Source organism: Agrobacterium sp. CNPSo 3708, from assembly GCF_028674915.1.
In the GTDB taxonomy this organism is placed as follows: Bacteria; Pseudomonadota; Alphaproteobacteria; order Rhizobiales; family Rhizobiaceae; genus Agrobacterium; species Agrobacterium cavarae.
This window is the reverse complement of record NZ_JAQZSF010000003.1, coordinates 438,491-453,931: the sequence shown is the minus strand read 5'-3', so window position 1 is coordinate 453,931 and position 15,441 is coordinate 438,491. Positions and strand designations below refer to the sequence as shown.

19 protein-coding genes are annotated in these 15,441 nt (G+C 58.8%); 10 read left to right on the top strand and 9 right to left on the bottom strand.

Translation table 11 applies throughout. The features are described 5' to 3' along the window. Positions 1-138: 138 nt before the first annotated feature. The 3 genes from PVA19_RS09620 to PVA19_RS09610 all read left to right on the top strand — a co-directional run bounded on the left by PVA19_RS09620 (position 139) and on the right by PVA19_RS09610 (position 2,263). Positions 139-1,047 carry a glycosyltransferase family 25 protein gene (locus tag PVA19_RS09620; RefSeq protein ID WP_274102207.1) on the top strand — a complete coding sequence of 303 codons (909 nt, stop codon included), beginning with the start codon at positions 139-141 and terminating at the stop codon, positions 1,045-1,047. A 323-nt stretch (positions 1,048-1,370) separates the two neighbouring features. Further along, positions 1,371-1,844 (top strand): DMT family transporter, encoded by a 474-nt coding sequence (locus PVA19_RS09615; protein WP_062598571.1) that lies wholly within the window; start codon positions 1,371-1,373, stop codon positions 1,842-1,844. Continuing rightward, complete coding sequence (locus PVA19_RS09610; protein ID WP_274102205.1) at positions 1,841-2,263, top strand: DMT family transporter; 423 nt, start codon at positions 1,841-1,843, stop codon at positions 2,261-2,263. The genes PVA19_RS09615 and PVA19_RS09610 overlap by 4 nt, the downstream gene beginning before the upstream one ends. Positions 2,264-2,278: 15 nt before the next feature. On the opposite strand, the gene PVA19_RS09605 is transcribed toward PVA19_RS09610, so the two are convergent. After that, positions 2,279-3,556 (bottom strand): DUF2778 domain-containing protein, encoded by a 1,278-nt coding sequence (locus tag PVA19_RS09605; RefSeq protein ID WP_274102203.1) that lies wholly within the window; start codon positions 3,554-3,556, stop codon positions 2,279-2,281. Between the two features lie 424 nt (positions 3,557-3,980). Between PVA19_RS09605 and pncA the strand changes: the two genes are divergently transcribed. Next, positions 3,981-4,607, top strand: coding sequence for a bifunctional nicotinamidase/pyrazinamidase (pncA, locus tag PVA19_RS09600; RefSeq protein ID WP_274102202.1), 627 nt, complete (start codon positions 3,981-3,983; stop codon positions 4,605-4,607). 111 nt (positions 4,608-4,718) lie between these two features. On the opposite strand, the gene PVA19_RS09595 is transcribed toward pncA, so the two are convergent. After that, entirely contained in the window at positions 4,719-4,967 is a 249-nt protein-coding gene (locus PVA19_RS09595; RefSeq protein WP_236769633.1) for a DUF2164 domain-containing protein, read from the bottom strand. A gap of 198 nt (positions 4,968-5,165) precedes the next feature. Between PVA19_RS09595 and PVA19_RS09590 the strand changes: the two genes are divergently transcribed. After that, positions 5,166-5,882: an AzlC family ABC transporter permease gene (locus PVA19_RS09590; protein WP_274102201.1), complete on the top strand. Its 717-nt coding sequence runs from the start codon at positions 5,166-5,168 to the stop codon at positions 5,880-5,882. Continuing rightward, the gene (locus tag PVA19_RS09585) at positions 5,879-6,193 is read left to right on the top strand and encodes an AzlD family protein (protein ID WP_113327913.1); all 315 of its coding nucleotides are present in this window, start codon (positions 5,879-5,881) and stop codon (positions 6,191-6,193) included. Before PVA19_RS09590 ends, PVA19_RS09585 begins: the two co-directional genes overlap by 4 nt. 26 nt (positions 6,194-6,219) lie before the next feature. On the opposite strand, the gene PVA19_RS09580 is transcribed toward PVA19_RS09585, so the two are convergent. After that, the gene (locus PVA19_RS09580; protein WP_274102199.1) at positions 6,220-8,049 is read right to left on the bottom strand and encodes an aminopeptidase P family protein; all 1,830 of its coding nucleotides are present in this window, start codon (positions 8,047-8,049) and stop codon (positions 6,220-6,222) included. Positions 8,050-8,372: 323 nt separating this feature from the next. Between PVA19_RS09580 and PVA19_RS09575 the strand changes: the two genes are divergently transcribed. Beyond that, positions 8,373-8,546, top strand: a complete 174-nt coding sequence (locus tag PVA19_RS09575) for a hypothetical protein (RefSeq protein WP_062426638.1) — start codon at positions 8,373-8,375, stop codon at positions 8,544-8,546. Positions 8,547-8,683: 137 nt separating this feature from the next. Here the strand turns inward: PVA19_RS09575 and PVA19_RS09570 are convergent, their stop codons facing one another. From PVA19_RS09570 to PVA19_RS09560, 3 genes are all read right to left on the bottom strand, one after another. After that, on the bottom strand, positions 8,684-9,568 hold the full coding sequence (locus tag PVA19_RS09570) for a 50S ribosomal protein L11 methyltransferase (protein ID WP_130979412.1): 885 nt from the start codon (positions 9,566-9,568) through the stop codon (positions 8,684-8,686). A gap of 188 nt (positions 9,569-9,756) precedes the next feature. Continuing rightward, a complete protein-coding gene (locus PVA19_RS09565) occupies positions 9,757-10,356 on the bottom strand; it encodes an SCO family protein (RefSeq protein ID WP_274102197.1) in 600 nt (199 codons plus the stop codon). A 151-nt stretch (positions 10,357-10,507) separates the two neighbouring features. After that, positions 10,508-10,666 carry a hypothetical protein gene (locus PVA19_RS09560; protein ID WP_162686510.1) on the bottom strand — a complete coding sequence of 53 codons (159 nt, stop codon included), beginning with the start codon at positions 10,664-10,666 and terminating at the stop codon, positions 10,508-10,510. A gap of 219 nt (positions 10,667-10,885) precedes the next feature. On the opposite strand from PVA19_RS09560, the gene PVA19_RS09555 reads away from it, so the two are divergent. Further along, positions 10,886-11,353 carry a chemotaxis protein CheW gene (locus PVA19_RS09555; RefSeq protein WP_062426540.1) on the top strand — a complete coding sequence of 156 codons (468 nt, stop codon included), beginning with the start codon at positions 10,886-10,888 and terminating at the stop codon, positions 11,351-11,353. A 227-nt stretch (positions 11,354-11,580) separates the two neighbouring features. Here PVA19_RS09555 and PVA19_RS09550 read toward each other — a convergent pair whose 3' ends face one another. Together PVA19_RS09550 and PVA19_RS09545 are read right to left on the bottom strand one after the other, a co-directional pair. Then, positions 11,581-12,069: a CreA family protein gene (locus PVA19_RS09550; protein WP_062426539.1), complete on the bottom strand. Its 489-nt coding sequence runs from the start codon at positions 12,067-12,069 to the stop codon at positions 11,581-11,583. A 64-nt stretch (positions 12,070-12,133) separates the two neighbouring features. Next, entirely contained in the window at positions 12,134-12,724 is a 591-nt protein-coding gene (locus PVA19_RS09545) for a 3'-5' exonuclease (protein ID WP_062426538.1), read from the bottom strand. A gap of 147 nt (positions 12,725-12,871) precedes the next feature. Between PVA19_RS09545 and PVA19_RS09540 the strand changes: the two genes are divergently transcribed. Next, positions 12,872-13,771 (top strand): DMT family transporter, encoded by a 900-nt coding sequence (locus PVA19_RS09540; protein ID WP_440598605.1) that lies wholly within the window; start codon positions 12,872-12,874, stop codon positions 13,769-13,771. A gap of 206 nt (positions 13,772-13,977) precedes the next feature. Further along, positions 13,978-14,508, top strand: a complete 531-nt coding sequence (locus tag PVA19_RS09535; protein ID WP_274102193.1) for a GNAT family N-acetyltransferase — start codon at positions 13,978-13,980, stop codon at positions 14,506-14,508. On the opposite strand, the gene PVA19_RS09530 is transcribed toward PVA19_RS09535, so the two are convergent. Beyond that, positions 14,505-15,407: an aminoglycoside phosphotransferase family protein gene (locus PVA19_RS09530; protein ID WP_274102192.1), complete on the bottom strand. Its 903-nt coding sequence runs from the start codon at positions 15,405-15,407 to the stop codon at positions 14,505-14,507. The two genes, PVA19_RS09535 and PVA19_RS09530, sit on opposite strands and share 4 nt — an antisense overlap. Between the last annotated feature and the right edge of the window lie 34 nt (positions 15,408-15,441).

The window sequence follows — 15,441 nt, the reverse complement described above, 5'->3', positions numbered from 1 at the left end:
CGTGCGCCCAAAAAAGGCGCGCTAGCCCCTAAGTTTTCACCTCGTATTTTTGAGTAACTGACGGCTTCGACTATTTTCCTCGGGGCGATTCTCGGCAATAACCACATGGTTTCGCAGATTCGTCCTCCTGAGGTTAAATTGCATATATTCAAGAATTCTAATTCAATACTTGCAGTTTACCTCATCAACATGGCCAATGCACAGCAACGCAACCAAGCCATGATCGAAAAGCTCTTAGCCATCGGGCTTACGGCAGAGCGGGTCGAAGCGGTGGATGGCAGAGCCCTGACATTTCCGATCCCGGAATTCAGCGAGCTTTCCTACAAGCTTATGCACGGTCGCCGAACCTGTCCTCCGGAAATCGGCTGCTATCTGAGCCACGTGGAATGCGCACGCCGACTGCTGCAAAGCGAGGCAGAGTTTGCGCTGATCCTGGAGGACGACGTGGTCTTCAAGCAGGGCTTCATGGAATCGGTCGAGGCGGCAATCGATCATCGAAACGATTGGGATATTCTGCGGCTATCGACAGTTAGCCACGGGAAAAAACATGCCTTCCGCAAGCTGACGGCTGATCGCTCCTTGAGCATCGCACTGACGCGCGAAAAAGGCTCGGGTGCCTATATCGTCAATCGCAAGGCGGCCAAGTGGATCGCGGAAAAGCTGGTCCCGATGCGGCTGGCCTATGATATCGCCTATGATCTGGAATATCTGGCAGGCCTCAAGTCGGCCTTCATCTATCCTCTCTGCGCCTCGCAGGATGCAGACAACACCAGCTCTATTCAAAGCGTCGCTCGCGCTTACAAGCTGCCCCGCTGGCGGTACTTCACCGTCCTGCCCTTCCGCGCATATCTGGAGGTGACCCGCTTCGTGTTCAGAGGGGCGAGGCTTCTTTTGGGCTATGCGGGAAATATGCGCACGCCGCGCGCACTGCCAGCTGCAAAGAGGAAGAGTGATTCTTCGGTCACATCAGTGTCGACCCACCCGGCCTCCTACGACCCGGCACCGGTTCACGCGGTCGTCTCGCCCGGCGTAAACCCGATCAGGTAAACTGCCGCAACGATAGCGGCGATGATAAAGATCGAGATGACAAAGATCGTCATCCGGCTTAGTGGTTTGCGTGTCGTTTTCTTCATGCGCAAACAACAGCTTTGCGCTGATTTTGTTCCCTAAAACATCGGAAGCACGATGCGTCGTCTCAAAAGAGATGAAGCGTCCTTTGTGTATAGAAATAAACGCGTGGCGCTTTGGTGATGCCTCACCCATCACTGCAAATGGCGGGACCCATCAACGCATTTCGTTTTGTTTTTGCGCCGTAAGGTTCTAAAGCCAGATGACTTCTTAAGGGCCATCTCAAACAGACAAAGTTTCCCATGACGCCGACACGTTCCAATCCGCTTCACCTGGCGGCCGCTTTCGCTAGCGGCGGTCTTTTGACCTTGATGGTGCATTTCAACGGAATGCTCGCCCATTATGGCAACGCGCTGTTTTCCTCCTGGACGGCTCACGCCACAGGAACGGTCGCGGCAATCATCGTCATGGGGCTGCTCTACCGCAAACCGGAGCCGGGACAGCCGGCAAAACCTAAGGCCCCACTTTGGGCCTATATGGGCGGGATGATCGGCGCTGTCCTCGTCATGCTGACCTCCACAGCGGTGAATTCGCCTCTCGCACTTTCCGGCACAATCGCACTTGGACTGGCTGGGCAGGTGATCTTCAGCCTCGCGGCGGATTTCTGGGGCCTGTTCGGCTTTCCGAAGCGCCGGCCACAGGGACAGGACATTCTCGCAATCGCCCTCATCCTCGGCGGCAGCGCTCTCATCATTCTGGTCGGGAGAGCGGCATGATCGTCTGGATCGCAATGGCCTTTGTCGGCGGCGTCTTCGTTTCGCTCAGCCGCCAGATCAATGGCCGCCTCAGCCTGTCCACGTCACCGCTGACCGCATCCTTCTGGAATCACTTTGTCGGATTGGTCGTGCTGACGCTGGCGGGACTGGTGATTGTCGGTCTTTTCCCGCCAGGTGCGGGCGATGCGCCATGGTACGCCTTCATTGGCGGGCCGATCGGCGTTGTCTTCATCGCCTCCGGCAGCTGGCTGATCGCGCGCATCGGTGCCGTCAACACGGCACTCCTCGTCATCAGCGGCCAGATGGTCTCAGGCGTCGTCCTGGATTTCTTCAGCGACCAGCCGCCGAAAATCTGGGCGACTGCGCTCGGCGTGATCTTCATTCTCGGCGGCATGGTACTGACCCAACGCCGCCGTTAAATCTGGTCCGCGACCTCAGCTCTTGCCGAACAGGCTGCCGAACAATGTCTTGCCGCCGCTCTTTCCACTGCTGCTGGCTGCAACAGCGGACGGACGACCGTTCAGCTTCGGCACGACGATGAGACGCTTGACCTCACCGCGCTTGAAGGCTGCCAGGAACTTTGGATATTCCTTGAAAACGACGCATCCATTCGATTCACCGCGCTTCGCCAGCATATAGGTATGCGCCAGAAGCCCGTTACGGCCATGCGGATTGACGCCGCTTTCTGGCGTCAGGCGAATGGCTTCCACGCCGTGGAAGAGCGATTCGCGCATGGTCAGGCGATAGCTTGACGGTGGCGTCGCACCGCGCATCTTAACGTGCACGAAATCGGGATTGTCACGCATCTTGCCGATACCCGAATGGGCCTCAAGCTTCTCGCCGCTTGGAAGATGCACGACACCTGCAGAAATATCGTAGATGGCGGTGCCATTACCGCGATCCGGCCACGGAACGACGGCGTCCATTTTCGTTTCGCGCATCGGATTGTCGGGCCGCGCGAAGGCAACCATCGTCGATGTCGCGGGCTGCTGCACCGGTGGTTTAGCGGGCGTCGGAACGGTCGCTTGCGCAGCGATTTCCTTCTCGACGACAGATGGGCTGGCAGGACGCGGTGTCGGCTCGACCTCAAAAGCTCTTGCGATCTCGGGCCGGAAATTCGGGAGCGGGACGGTTTCCGGTAGAAGATCGATCTCTTCATCGGCCTTCGCCTGCGGGCGACCGAGCGCGGCCTCAAACGCAGGATGCTCTTTCGCTTCCTGTGTTTCCAGCATCGCGGTCTCAGGCCCGCGACCAAGCGCTGAATCGACGATTGCCGATGGGCGAAGCGCTGCCAGTTCCTTGACCGTCGCCTGGCCTTGCGCGTCGATGGCCGCTGCCGTGCCGAAGCGCGCTGCAAAGAGCTTGGCATTGAGATGGTGCTCTGCTGCCAGGCGCGTCATCTTCTGGTGGCCTTCGGGATTGGCCGAAAGGCGCGAGAACTTGTGGACGTGAATGGTGGGCTGCACGTCATCGGGCGCCTCGCCCACGGGCCGATCCAGCTGAGCCAGCAGCATCTTGTCAAAACGTTGAGTGCCATGCGACGCCTGCGCCATACCATGCAGCGAAGCAAAAGCGGCCACAGCGCAGACACTGGCAAGGATCCCGCCGCCCAGAAGAGCGGAGAGGCCGCCTGACGACAGGCCAGCACGTTTTTTTGCATGGGCTGCACCGCGAATGGGCACGCCCTGATAGGTCACGACTGATGACGCCATGATACTCGTTACTCGAACCGTTTACGCAAAACCGGCTTATCGCCGGCGACTTGGCGTTGGCCTCGATCGTCAGATGCGAATCGCACCATCCTCGAAGCGAACAGGTTCGAAGCATGCCGAATTATGGTAACCAAAGTCTTTACGAGTCCCCTGAAAACGCTGTCCCTAAAAGCGCAAGCCATGTTCATGCAGGTAAGATCCGATGTTCGCGCCCCATTGTTTTTCGGGCGTCGAAACCGAAGAGCAAGGCTGTCCGTGCAGCACACATATGGCTGAGTCGGGGTCCCCTCTTCTGGGCAAAGCCTGTATCTTTCGACTTTGCCTAAAATGCGGCGATGAGGGCGACCCCGGTCATCCCGTAGTTTTCATTTTGACGAAAACCTTCTAAGCTCGGCCACAAGCGATTGACTTGAAGGAACGACACATGAAGGCGCTGCTGCTGATCGACATCCAGAACGGCTTCTGCCCCGTCGGAAATCTTCCCGTGGCCGATGGCGACAAGATCGTGCCGATTGCCAATGCGCTGATCGAAAATGGCGGCTACGACCTGATCGTCGCCTCGCAGGATTGGCACCCGGCCAATCATGGCAGCTTCGCATCTCAACACCCCGGTAAGCAGCCTTTCGAGATGGGCGAACTGTCGGGCAAGCCGCAGGTCATGTGGCCGGATCACTGCGTTCAGGAAACGCCGGATGCGGACTTCCACCCGGATCTCAATACTCAAGCCTTCGATCACGTCCAGCAAAAGGGCGAGAACCCAGCCGTCGATAGCTACTCGGCCTTCCGCGATAACGATCAGTCGGCAACAACGGGCCTTGCCGATTACCTCAACCGCCAGGGCGTAACCGTTCTCGACATCTGCGGGCTTGCAACGGATTACTGCGTCAGTTTCTCCGCACTCGATGCGCGCGACATGCTGCCGGATGTGAAAGTGCGCTTCATCGAAGATGCCAGCCGCGGCATCGACCCGGAAGGCATCAAGGCGGCGATTGCCGCGATGCGTGCCAAGGGCATTGCGGTGGTCAACAGCAGCGATATTCTGAAAGCTTAGAGCGCGATCGCGCAAAACTGTGCGACGGTGTTGTGATCACGACATGCGACAATAGGAAGGATGAAAGCGCGGGTGAGCGACTCTGAAAGATCGCAACGCGCTTTAGGCCCCTCAGCGACCGTTCAATGGCTGCTCCAGCACGTCGATATCAGCCGCTGCGTCGTCCATTCGCCGTGAGATCACCGCCTGCGCGTCCCGTAGTCCCTGATTGTAGAATGCCGGACCGATCACCTCCGCCACGTGGTCCAGCAACATCTCGCATTGCAGCCCGCTGACATCGACATCCAGCTCATTCACCAGATAATCTTGGACTGCCTTGGCCAGCTCTGCTTTCTGTTGCTTGTCGATTTTCAGTTCCAAGATGCGGTCCTCCTCTCGCCGGTCGTGCAAAGCATAAAGCGACTGTGCGACAACGATATGCGGCAGAACAAGAGGTGGAAGGGTAGGCCAAGCTTCAAATAAATCAATCAAGCCATTCCTTATTTTTGTTTGTGCGCATACGCCCGAGGCTGTAGGAGACAAACATCCCATGTTCTCCGGTACAGGACCGGCTACCCCATGACACAGTCACCCTTCAGGTCGGGCATCCGCCTTGGCCTCCCCGTTGCTCTTGCCGTCTTGCCCTTCGGCGCGCTATTTGGCGCTGTCGCGATCGACAACGGCATGACCATCTATGAAGCGACGCTGATGAGCGGCATCATCTATGCCGGGGCCAGCCAGCTGGTCGGCATCGAGCTTTTCAATCAAAACCTGCCCGCATGGCTCGTGGTGCTGTCGATCTTTGCCGTCAACTTCCGGCATGTGCTTTATTCCGCCGCAATGGTCCGCATTGTTCCGGAATGGTCCTTTGCCCGCAAAGCCATCGGCTTCTTCTTCCTGGTTGATCCGCAATTTGCCGAATCCGTCCGGCAGAAGGAAATGCATGGCGAGGTGAGCTATTCGCTCTATATGGGCTACGCCTTCGTCGTCTATGCGCTGTGGATGATCTCGACCGTGGTCGGCGCCTCGCTCGGCAATCTTGTCGGCGATCCAAAAGCGCTTGGCTTCGACGTGCTGCTGCCGATCTATTTCATGGGCATGGTGCTCGGCTTTCGCAAGCGCAACAGCTTCTACCCTGTCATGCTGGCAAGCGCGATCGGCGCGATCGCTTCCTTCCACTTCGTCGGCTCGCCCTGGCATGTCAGCATCGGCGCGATGACCGGTATCATCATCGCCGTCATCCTGCCGCCTGCGAAAAGTGAACCCGTCGAAGAGCCCGAGGTGCAGACCCCATGAGCGAGTTCTTCCACCTCCAGACACTCATCATCATCGTTGCCGGTGCTGTTGCGACCTACCTCACCCGCGTGGGCGGTTACGTGCTGATGACGCGAATGAAATCCATTCCGCCGCGCGTGGAAGCCGGGTTGAATGCCGTCCCCGTCGCCGTTCTGACGACGCTCGTCGCACCCGCCTTTTTCGAAGGCGGATATGATGTGAAGCTCGGCTTGATCGTGGCGCTGATCGTTGGTCTGCGCTTCCCCGGCCTGATAATGCTCTTCGCCGGCTGGGCGCTGGTCGTGGCGCTCCGGCATTTTCAACTCGCGTGAATTGAAAATGCCGTCACGGGCTCACATCAAAGGGCTTCGGTCGCAGCCACGAGCCACTGCTTTACACTCTCATCGCTGATCAGCGGCATCAGCTTCTCGCGTGTCTTGGCGTGATAGTCGTTCAGCCAGGTGCGCTCGTCTTCTGTCAGCAGCGCAACGATAATGAGTCTGCGGTCGATCGGGCACCAGGTCAGCGTCTCGAAGGAGAGCATTGACTGATCACCGCCTTCGATTGCCACGGCCTCTCGCACATAGATCAGGTTCTCGATGCGGATGCCGAAAGCGCCGGGACGGTAATAGCCAGGCTCGTTGGACAGGATCATCCCCGGCAGGATTTCCTGCTGCGACACGCGGGAAATGCGCTGCGGGCCTTCATGCACTGACAGATAGGAGCCGACTCCGTGACCGGTTCCGTGGCCGTAATCGGCGCCTGCTTTCCACAGCGCAATGCGCGCCAGCGGATCGAGATCGCAACCGCGCGTTCCCTTCGGAAACTTCGCGTCGCTGATGGCGATGACGCCCTTCAGCACCAGCGTGAAGAAACGCTTCTGCTCGTCTGGCACATTGCCGATGGCGACGGTGCGCGTGATATCGGTGGTGCCGTTCACATATTGCGCACCGGAGTCCACAAGGAACATCTCGCCATCCTGCAGGCGGCGGTCGCTATCGGTGGTCACGCGGTAATGGATGATCGCGGCATTCGGGCCGGAGCCGGAAATCGTATCGAAGGAAACGTCCTTGAGCGGGTTCTGCATCGCTTCGCCAAGGCGCGCCCGTGCCTGCTCCAGCTTCGTTACCGCCTGGATTTCGCTGACACTACCTGGCTGCTGGCTGTCGAGCCATGCCAGATACTCCACCATCGCCGCGCCATCCTGAACATGGGCAGCAGCGGAACCGGCCAGCTCCGCTTCGTTCTTGCAGGCACGCGGCAGCTTGACGGGGTCGATCGCCTCGACAACCGTGCCGCCATTGTCCTTGATGACACGCGTCAGCGCCACCGGCACCACGTCGGCATCCACCAGGATCGACGCGCCCTTCTCGGCAAGTCCGCGAAGAGTCGGCTCGATTTCTGTTGGCGCGTGACGCTTCACGAGGTCATTGAGATATGCTTTGACCTCGCCGTTCAATTTCCGCTCATCCACAAACAGATCGGCTTTGCCATCGGCATGGATAATCGCGCGAGCCAGCGGATGGGGTGTGTGCGGCACATCGTTGCCGCGGATGTTGAAGATCCACGCAATCGACGATGGATCGGTCACCAGAACCGCATCCGCCTTGCGACCTTTCACATCCTCGGCAATGTTGTCGATCTTCTGCCGCGCGGGCGTGCCGCTAAAGGCGTCCGGCTGAATCGTGACCAACTCCAGAGGTTCTGCAGGGCGCCCTTCCCACAGAGGATCGAGCGGGTTGGCAGCCAGCAGCACGACGGAGCCACCCTTTTCGGCAAGAGCCTTTTCCAGCCGTAGCAGTTCCGCGCTCGTGTGCAGCCAGGGGTCGATACCGAGACGGAAGCCGCTCGGCGCATGCTCACCTAGCCACTTTGCTGGCGGCGCGCCGACAAGATCGCCGCACGTGAACACCGCCGGATCGACCTGTGACGAAAGCTGCGTCGTATAGCGCCCATCGACAAACACGACGGCTTGCGACCGGGTGACCAGCACCACACCGGCAGAACCGGTAAAGCCCGTCAGCCACGCCATCCGCTCGGCACATTCCGGTACGTATTCACCTTGATACTCATCGGCGCGGGGAATGAGAAACCCGTCTATGTCGAGCGCATCGAAGGTCGAGCGCAACGCCTCCACGCGGGCCTTGCCGAACTGCGGAGTGGACTTGTTGTCAAAGGACTGGAACATGGCATGCTTTCTGGATTGTCCAGAGCCCCGTGCGTCTTATTGGACGCACAAAGGACGCTCTGTCTTTTGGAATCTACGCATCTTTTACAGACCATAGCCCGACGGCATCTCGCAGGTCCAGATCAAAGCGAACGCCGTCCCACGGCACCTCCATCCGCCCAATACTTAGGCAGATCGCGAAAATCTGAAGGGCGATCAAGCTCAGGATTGCATTTAACGCATAGCACGAATGTCGAAGCGGCTATGGCGTCAGGAGCTGCACTGTCTTAAATTCCAAAGCATCGAAGGGGCAACGAAAACCCCGCAGAACAAGGATGTCCAACATGTCGAAGTCGATCTTTCGCACCGCATTTGAACGCGTCGTCGAAGCCCGTCAGCGGCAGGCAGACCGTTATGTCAGCAGCGCAATGCTGAACCTGGACGACACCACCATTGCCGCTTTCGGCACTACGCGCGAAGAGCTGCGTCGCAAGGCGAAATCCACTTACGTATTCTGATCGTGAGGCGAGCTTCCTCCCGGCTCGCTGAACAAGGAATACGTTTATCCGCTTGAGCCTCTCCTCCCAAGGCTCGCGGATTCGGTCGGCAGGACCGATTGAAAAGGCGGCGCGCAAGCGTCGCCTTTTTCATGTCGTCAGAGCATGTCGCGACGGAGATGGATGGTGACCCAGCCGTTGCGCCAGATGGTGCGGATGTGGCTGAGCTTCATACCGTTATAGGCGGACAGAACCTTCCAGCGCTGGGTGCTGAGAATACCCGATAGGATGACCGTGCCGCCGGGCGCCAGATGCGCCACGAGTTGCGGCGCCATCTTGATCAACGGTCGCGCCAAAATATTGGCGATGATCAGATCGAATGGCCCATGACGGCGAAAGGAATCCGAGTGGAAACCGGGCGCTGTCTCGAAGGCAATGCCGGAGGCGATGCCGTTCAGCTTCGCATTCTCCTTGGCGACACGCGTCGCGATCGGATCGATATCGGTGGCCAGTACCGGCACCTTGCGCATCTTTGCCGTCGCAATTGCCAAAACACCGCTGCCCGTGCCGAGATCCAGCGCGTTGCGGATCGTGCGCGAACGCAGAACGTCCTCGATCATCTCCAGGCAGCCTGACGTGGTGCCGTGATGCCCAGTGCCGAAAGCCTGACCGGCCTCGATTTCGATGGCGAGATCGTTTGGACGAACCTTGTCGCGGTCATGCGAACCATGCACCAGGAAGCGCCCTGCCCGCACCGGCTTTAGTCCCTCGAGCGACTTGGCGATCCAGTCGACATCGGGAATGACTTCGCGCTCGATCGCAAGATGCGGAAAGGAAGCCTGCAACAGCGTCTGAAAGCGCTCGGTGATCTCGTCTTCTTGCTCCAGAAGCAAATAGATCGATGCTTCCCAGATATCGCGCTTCTCATCGACCTCGGTGGTCGCGATCGCAATATCTTCCTCGCCGAAGACCTCCGACATCACATCAAGCACGTCGCCTGCCTGAACTTCGGTTGTGGTGACATAGAGACGGATTTCGCTCACGACAGACGCTTTCCCTAAGGCATGTTGCGCAATCCCGGGAAGCGGTCTTGCGATGATGACATGCAACGAAACGAGGGCTTCAAGCGTGAGGATCAATCGCCACACGCTTCAGCTGGTTGAAGCGTCAGCCTTTGCCACAAAACACGCGGCAATCCAATGGAGCGAAAGGCGTTTCTTACAGCGACCTGTCAGGACTTGACGAGATTTTGCAGCTTCTGAACGGCCACATCAGGATTTTCGCCGTAAGCAATGGTGCCGCCGAAGGAGCCGTCCGGGCGAAGCAGGATCACCGAGGCCGTATGGTCCATGGTGTAATCGCCATTCGGGTCCTTCTCGTCGACAGGCACCTTCTTGGCGTAGATGCGATAACCCTTCAGCGTTTCGGCGATCTTGTCCGGTGTACCGGTAATGCCGGTAATACGCTTGGAGACGTTGGAGATATACTGGTTCATCACCTCGGGCGTGTCGCGTTCGGGATCGACCGAAACGAAATAGGCCTGCAGCTTGTCGCCCGCCGGGTCGACCTTCTCCATCCAGCCATTCAGCTCGAACAGCGTTGTGGGGCAGACTTCAGGGCAATGGGTGAAGCCGAAGAACAGCGCTGTCGGCTTGCCCTGAAACGCTTTCTCGGTGATCGGCTGACCGTTCTGCGCAACGAGCTGAAAGGGCGTGCCATAGGCCTCCTCCACCATCTGCTCACGGCTGTTGGTCAATTCCATCGTCAACCAGCCCATGACGCCCAAGAGAACGACGACAGCACCCCAGAGCGCGAGACGGATCGATTTCATGCTGTTCCTCACCATGCGATAATTGGCGGCAAACGCCCTTTGCGAGTGATAGCCAAGCCATTGAGGTTGCGCAAATCAAGAACGGCTGGAAAGCGCAACCGCGCTCTTTTGTCTCAATACCGCGCTATGCCGCAGCCTCGAGAGCCGCCTGTCAGAAGCACCAGGCGATGCCATTCTGCACAGACGCAATAAAGATATCGGTGCCGTGTCGCAGCCAGCCGTCAAAGGTGGCGATCACGCCGAAAAGAACAGCGCCCGTGGCAAGAGCTGCAAGCAGAAGCTTGCCGGAATGGGACAATAATGCGCTCATCTTCCTGTTATACTCCACGGCGGCCCCAAGGAGAAGCGCGGACAGTCCTCGATTGTAAGCTTTCACACCCGTTAGTGAAAGTTTAAACGATTCTTGCCATCATCGTCGCCAGCGGTCCGCGCAAGCGCACGACATGATGTCACCGGATTTCACCTGGACGCCGCATTCATCCTTCCCAGCACACGGCCCGCCAGAGAGCCGCCAGGACAAGCAACGACCATGTCGAACGCCATCAAACAATCCGGCGCATACCTCGAAATCGTTTCCTTCCATCTCGGCGATCAGGAATTCTGCATCGACATCATGGCGATCCGCGAAATCCGCGGTTGGGCGCCGGTGACGCCAATGCCCCATACTCCGCCTTACGTTCTCGGCCTCATCAACCTTCGCGGTGCGGTGATCCCGGTTATCGACATGGCCTGCCGCCTCGGCATGAAGATGACCGAACCCTCCGAGCGTTCCGCGATCATCGTTACAGACATCGGCGGCAAGCTGGTCGGCCTTCTGGTCGAACAGGTTTCCGACATGATGACCATCCGTTCCGAAGACCTCCAGCCCGCCCCGGAAATCATTCCGGAAGAGCAGCGCAATTTCTGCCGCGGCATCGTGGCGCTGGAAAAGAGCATGGTCTGCTTCCTCAACCTCGACACGGTCATTGCCGACGAATTGTCACGCGAAGCCGCATAACGTCAGGCACCTTGGATTTTCCTAGAACGGCGGGCCTTTGGTCCGCCGTTTTTCGTTGCGCGACTTCCTGTATACCCACCCGTACCTACAGTCTGTTCAAGAATTGTGGTTGGTCTGCCGAAAAGGGTGATTTCGAGAACCGGAGCGCAGCGTACTTCGGTACGTGAGCACCGGAAGCGCAGAAATTACCATTTGCAGGCGACCAAACGCGATTATTGGACAGACTGTTATGGCTTGCCGTTTTTCCACGTCACGGTCTGCCCATAGAGCGGCACGGTCGAGATCGCCATCTTCGCCGAACCGTCCGTCAGTTCGCGCGTATGGACCAAGTAGACCAGCGTGTCGTTGGTCTTATCGTAGATCCGGTTGACCACCATTTTCTTCCAGACCAGCGACATGCCCTGGCGGAAGACCTCTTCGCCGCCCTTTGAGAGATCGATATCGCCCACGTCAACCGGCCCTGTCTGGCTGCAGGAAATGGCGTTGTTCGATGGGTCTTCGAACCAATTGCCATTTTTCAGGCGATCAATCACGCCGCGCTCGAAATAGGTGATGTGGCAGGTGACGCCCTTCACCTTGGGATCGGCGATGGCTTCCACCACGATATCATTGCCTGTCCAGTCGACACCGACCTTGCCCACCACTTGCGCTAATGCGCCAAGTGGGAAAAGTGCCAGTCCCGCAACCAGGATCGCCCGAAGTTTTCGTGATGTCATCGCCTTTACCTCCATGTCTGAGACAACAGATAGGATGGCGCGTCAGCGTAACAAGATCGGCGTGTTAGCGTTTTCTCATCGTGCAGGGCTCATAACCCATCGCGTGCAGACGCCCCGCCACCATGCCGATCTTTGCCGGTATGTCGCGCACATGCTGCAAGGCCAGCGACTTCGCAGCGGCAATGGCCGCAGAGGCGCAGACCACGGCATCTTCCGCCGCATTATGGTGGACGAAGCGAAGCTGCAAATGATGGGCAATGATGTTGAGCTTGTGCGACGGCAGCGACGGCCAGACGCGCTGTGCCATCTTCACGCTGCAGAAGTAAGAGAGCGACGGATAGCTCTGGCGGTACTTGTCGAAGCTCGCACGCATGACGCTGAAATCGAAGGCCGCGTTATGGGCAATCATCGTCGCTTCACGAAACTCGTCGACAAACTCTTCCATGACTTCGGGAAATTCAGGCGCATCTTCCACATCGGCCGGGCGAATGCCATGCACCGCAATGTTGAAGTGGGAAAATCGCATCTCCTTCGGTCGAATCAGCCGCTCTTCCACCCGCGTGATTACGCCATCCTCGATCCATGCCAGCCCGACGGAACAGGCGCTGCCACGCTCTTCATTGGCGGTTTCAAAATCGATGGCGATTGTTTTCAAGAGGCGATTCCCGGTGCGTTGCAAACGGCATAGAACAAAATGGCTTGGAAATGAACCACCAGGCAAGAAACGGGTGGGAACGACAACCTCCCCAGCTTAGAACCCGATAACGCGATGGGGGTGATCGAGATGAGCGTACACAGCCGAATGAATGCAACGGAATGGGCAATGCTGGTCGCGCTCTCTATCCTCTGGGGCGGCTCCTTCTTCTTTGTCGGCATCGCGGTCAAGGAACTGCCACCGATCACCATCGTCACGCTGCGGGTCACCATCGCCGCGCTCGCGCTTCTCACTGTCTGCCGTGTCCTCGGCTACAGCCTGCCACGAAAGCCGGAGGTGCTGCGCGCCTTCCTGATCATGGGCCTCCTCAACAACATTATCCCCTTCTCCATGATCGTCTGGGGGCAGACCCATATTGCCAGCGGCGTCGCCTCTATTCTCAACGCCACGACGCCGCTCTTCACCGTGCTTGTCGCCCATATGATGACGACCGATGAGAAGCTCAGCGCCAACAAGCTTGCCGGCGTCATCATCGGCTTTGTCGGCGTCGCGACCATGATCGGTCCTGCGGCACTCACAGGTGAGCGCTCGAGCCTCTGGGGTCAACTTGCCATCCTCGGTGCTGCCATCTCCTACGCCTTCGCGGGTATTTTCGGACGGCGGTTCAAGGCCATGGGCGTGCCGCCCCTGGTGACGGCCACAGGCCAGATCTCCGCCTCAAGCCTCGTCCTCATCCCCGTTGCACTCCTTGTCGACCAGCCCTGGACGCTTGCCATGCCGAGCGGCGAAACATGGGCCGCCCTCTTCGGCATTGCGCTTCTTTCCACCGCACTCGCCTATCTCATCTTCTTCCGCATTCTCTCTTCGGCGGGCGCGACGAACCTTGCGCTCGTTACCTTTCTCATTCCGGTCAGCGCCATCGTCCTCGGCTCGCTGGTCCTGGGAGAACAGCTGGCCCTGAAGCACTTTATCGGCATGGCAATGATCGCCGCCGGTCTCGTCGCCATCGACGGACGGCTGTTGCAGCGCAAGTCCTTCAAGACTTGACAGCACCGCCCGGCCACCGCATCCTGCGGCCATGATCGCAAAGACCAACACAATGATGCTTACCGTGGGGACCACCGGCGCGCCGGTGGACGGTGGAGCCTTGTGTGGAGCCTTTTCGCGATAGGTCTCGCGATCATTCCACCGAAGCCCTGCCGAAGCAGCAGGGCAACAGAATGCACCTGCTCTTCCGATTGAAAGGAAACAGCATGTCGCAATCCCAGGAACCACCCTCACCCGCCGATTTTTCCCTCGATGATGTTATCATTCGCGGCATTCGCCCGGATGATGCCGAGGCTCTGACAGAAGTGCTGAACATGCCGGGCGTGCGCCACGGCACGCTGCGCCAGCCCTTCCAGAGCGTGGCCCACACCCGCAAACACATTGAATCCCTGACACCCGCCGATATCGTCATCGCTGCCGAGTGGCGCGGCCGGCTTCTCGGCAATGCCGGTCTTCACGCCCAGCGCGGCCGCCGACGACACGCTGCGTCGCTCGGGCTTGGCATCCACGATGATTTTACCGGCAAGGGCCTCGGAACGCTCTTCATCAAAACCCTACTGGACGCGGCCGATAACTGGCACGATCTCAAACGGATCGAACTCAACGTCTTCACCGACAACGCGCCCGCCATTCGGCTTTACGAGAAGTTTGGTTTCGAGAAGGAAGGCACGATGCGCCAATACGCTCTTCGAAATGGCGTCTATGCCGACTGCTATCTGATGGCGAGGCTTCGTTAAGACCCACTGTGCTCCAGGTGGTCATCCACCACGTTGCGAATGGTCCTGCGTGACCATTCGCTCAGTCTCGCGTCTCGTTCCCGCTCCGCCGCAAGCACGATCATCGCCTTCCACAGCGCCCAACCGCGACCGCGTTGCCATGTCTCAGCATCGAGGGGAAGCGCCTGCCTGAAAACGGCGCGGCTTTGGGCATCGAGCACATTCCAGGCTATGATGAGATCGGAAGCGGGATCGCCGACACCTGAACTGCCGAAATCGATGACGGCGGAAAGCCGCCCGGCTTGCATCAAAAGATTGCCCTCGGCGATGTCGCCATGCACCCAGACCGGCCTGCCCTGCCAGCGGCTTTTGAGAGCGACCTCCCAGATCTCCCGCGCGAGGCCTGCATCCACCTCATCGCTCACCGCCTCAATCGCGGCCCGCGCTTCCGCATCATAGACCAGCAGTGAACCGCCGCGGTGGAAGTTGTGTGCGCCCGCAGGCGGCCCGTTGCTGGCATCGACGGCATGAAGCACGCTCAGGAATGCCGCGACATCACGGGCCAGTTGCACCAGATCAGTACCGGGCAATTGCAGCGCCAGTGGCTCACCGTCCAGCCAGCGATAGACGGACCACGGAAACGGATAGTCATGCGATGGCTTGCCCTTCGCCAGTGGCTCCGGGATGGGCAGCGGCAGGCGCTTTGCAAGATATGGCAGCCAGCGATGTTCCTTTTCCACCTGAGGAACGTAGCCCGCAGCGCTCGGCAGGCGCACCAGCATCGCCTCGCCCAGACGGAAGCTGCGATTGTCCCAGCCGCTATGACGCACAGAACAGACCGGTAGATCGGCCCACTGCGGAAACTGCTCGGCAATCAGCCGCGCCACTGTCTCTATCGACACATCCAGCCGATCGCTCATAAGGCCCCCTAAGGCTTTAGCCAGACCGACCGGA

Bases quoted from the DNA above. Each gene is read 5' to 3' on its own strand.
- PVA19_RS09615 (WP_062598571.1), top strand. From the start codon at position 1,371: ATGACGCCGACACGTTCCAATCCGCTTCACCTGGCGGCCGCTTTCGCT.
- PVA19_RS09610 (WP_274102205.1), top strand. From the start codon at position 1,841: ATGATCGTCTGGATCGCAATGGCCTTTGTCGGCGGCGTCTTCGTTTCG.
- PVA19_RS09605 (WP_274102203.1), bottom strand. From the start codon at position 3,556: ATGGCGTCATCAGTCGTGACCTATCAGGGCGTGCCCATTCGCGGTGCA.
- pncA (WP_274102202.1), top strand. From the start codon at position 3,981: ATGAAGGCGCTGCTGCTGATCGACATCCAGAACGGCTTCTGCCCCGTC.
- PVA19_RS09590 (WP_274102201.1), top strand. From the start codon at position 5,166: ATGACACAGTCACCCTTCAGGTCGGGCATCCGCCTTGGCCTCCCCGTT.
- PVA19_RS09585 (WP_113327913.1), top strand. From the start codon at position 5,879: ATGAGCGAGTTCTTCCACCTCCAGACACTCATCATCATCGTTGCCGGT.
- PVA19_RS09580 (WP_274102199.1), bottom strand. From the start codon at position 8,049: ATGTTCCAGTCCTTTGACAACAAGTCCACTCCGCAGTTCGGCAAGGCC.
- PVA19_RS09575 (WP_062426638.1), top strand. From the start codon at position 8,373: ATGTCGAAGTCGATCTTTCGCACCGCATTTGAACGCGTCGTCGAAGCC.
- PVA19_RS09565 (WP_274102197.1), bottom strand. From the start codon at position 10,356: ATGAAATCGATCCGTCTCGCGCTCTGGGGTGCTGTCGTCGTTCTCTTG.
- PVA19_RS09560 (WP_162686510.1), bottom strand. From the start codon at position 10,666: ATGAGCGCATTATTGTCCCATTCCGGCAAGCTTCTGCTTGCAGCTCTT.
- PVA19_RS09555 (WP_062426540.1), top strand. From the start codon at position 10,886: ATGTCGAACGCCATCAAACAATCCGGCGCATACCTCGAAATCGTTTCC.
- PVA19_RS09550 (WP_062426539.1), bottom strand. From the start codon at position 12,069: ATGACATCACGAAAACTTCGGGCGATCCTGGTTGCGGGACTGGCACTT.
- PVA19_RS09540 (WP_440598605.1), top strand. From the start codon at position 12,872: ATGAATGCAACGGAATGGGCAATGCTGGTCGCGCTCTCTATCCTCTGG.
- PVA19_RS09535 (WP_274102193.1), top strand. From the start codon at position 13,978: ATGTCGCAATCCCAGGAACCACCCTCACCCGCCGATTTTTCCCTCGAT.
- PVA19_RS09530 (WP_274102192.1), bottom strand. From the start codon at position 15,407: ATGAGCGATCGGCTGGATGTGTCGATAGAGACAGTGGCGCGGCTGATT.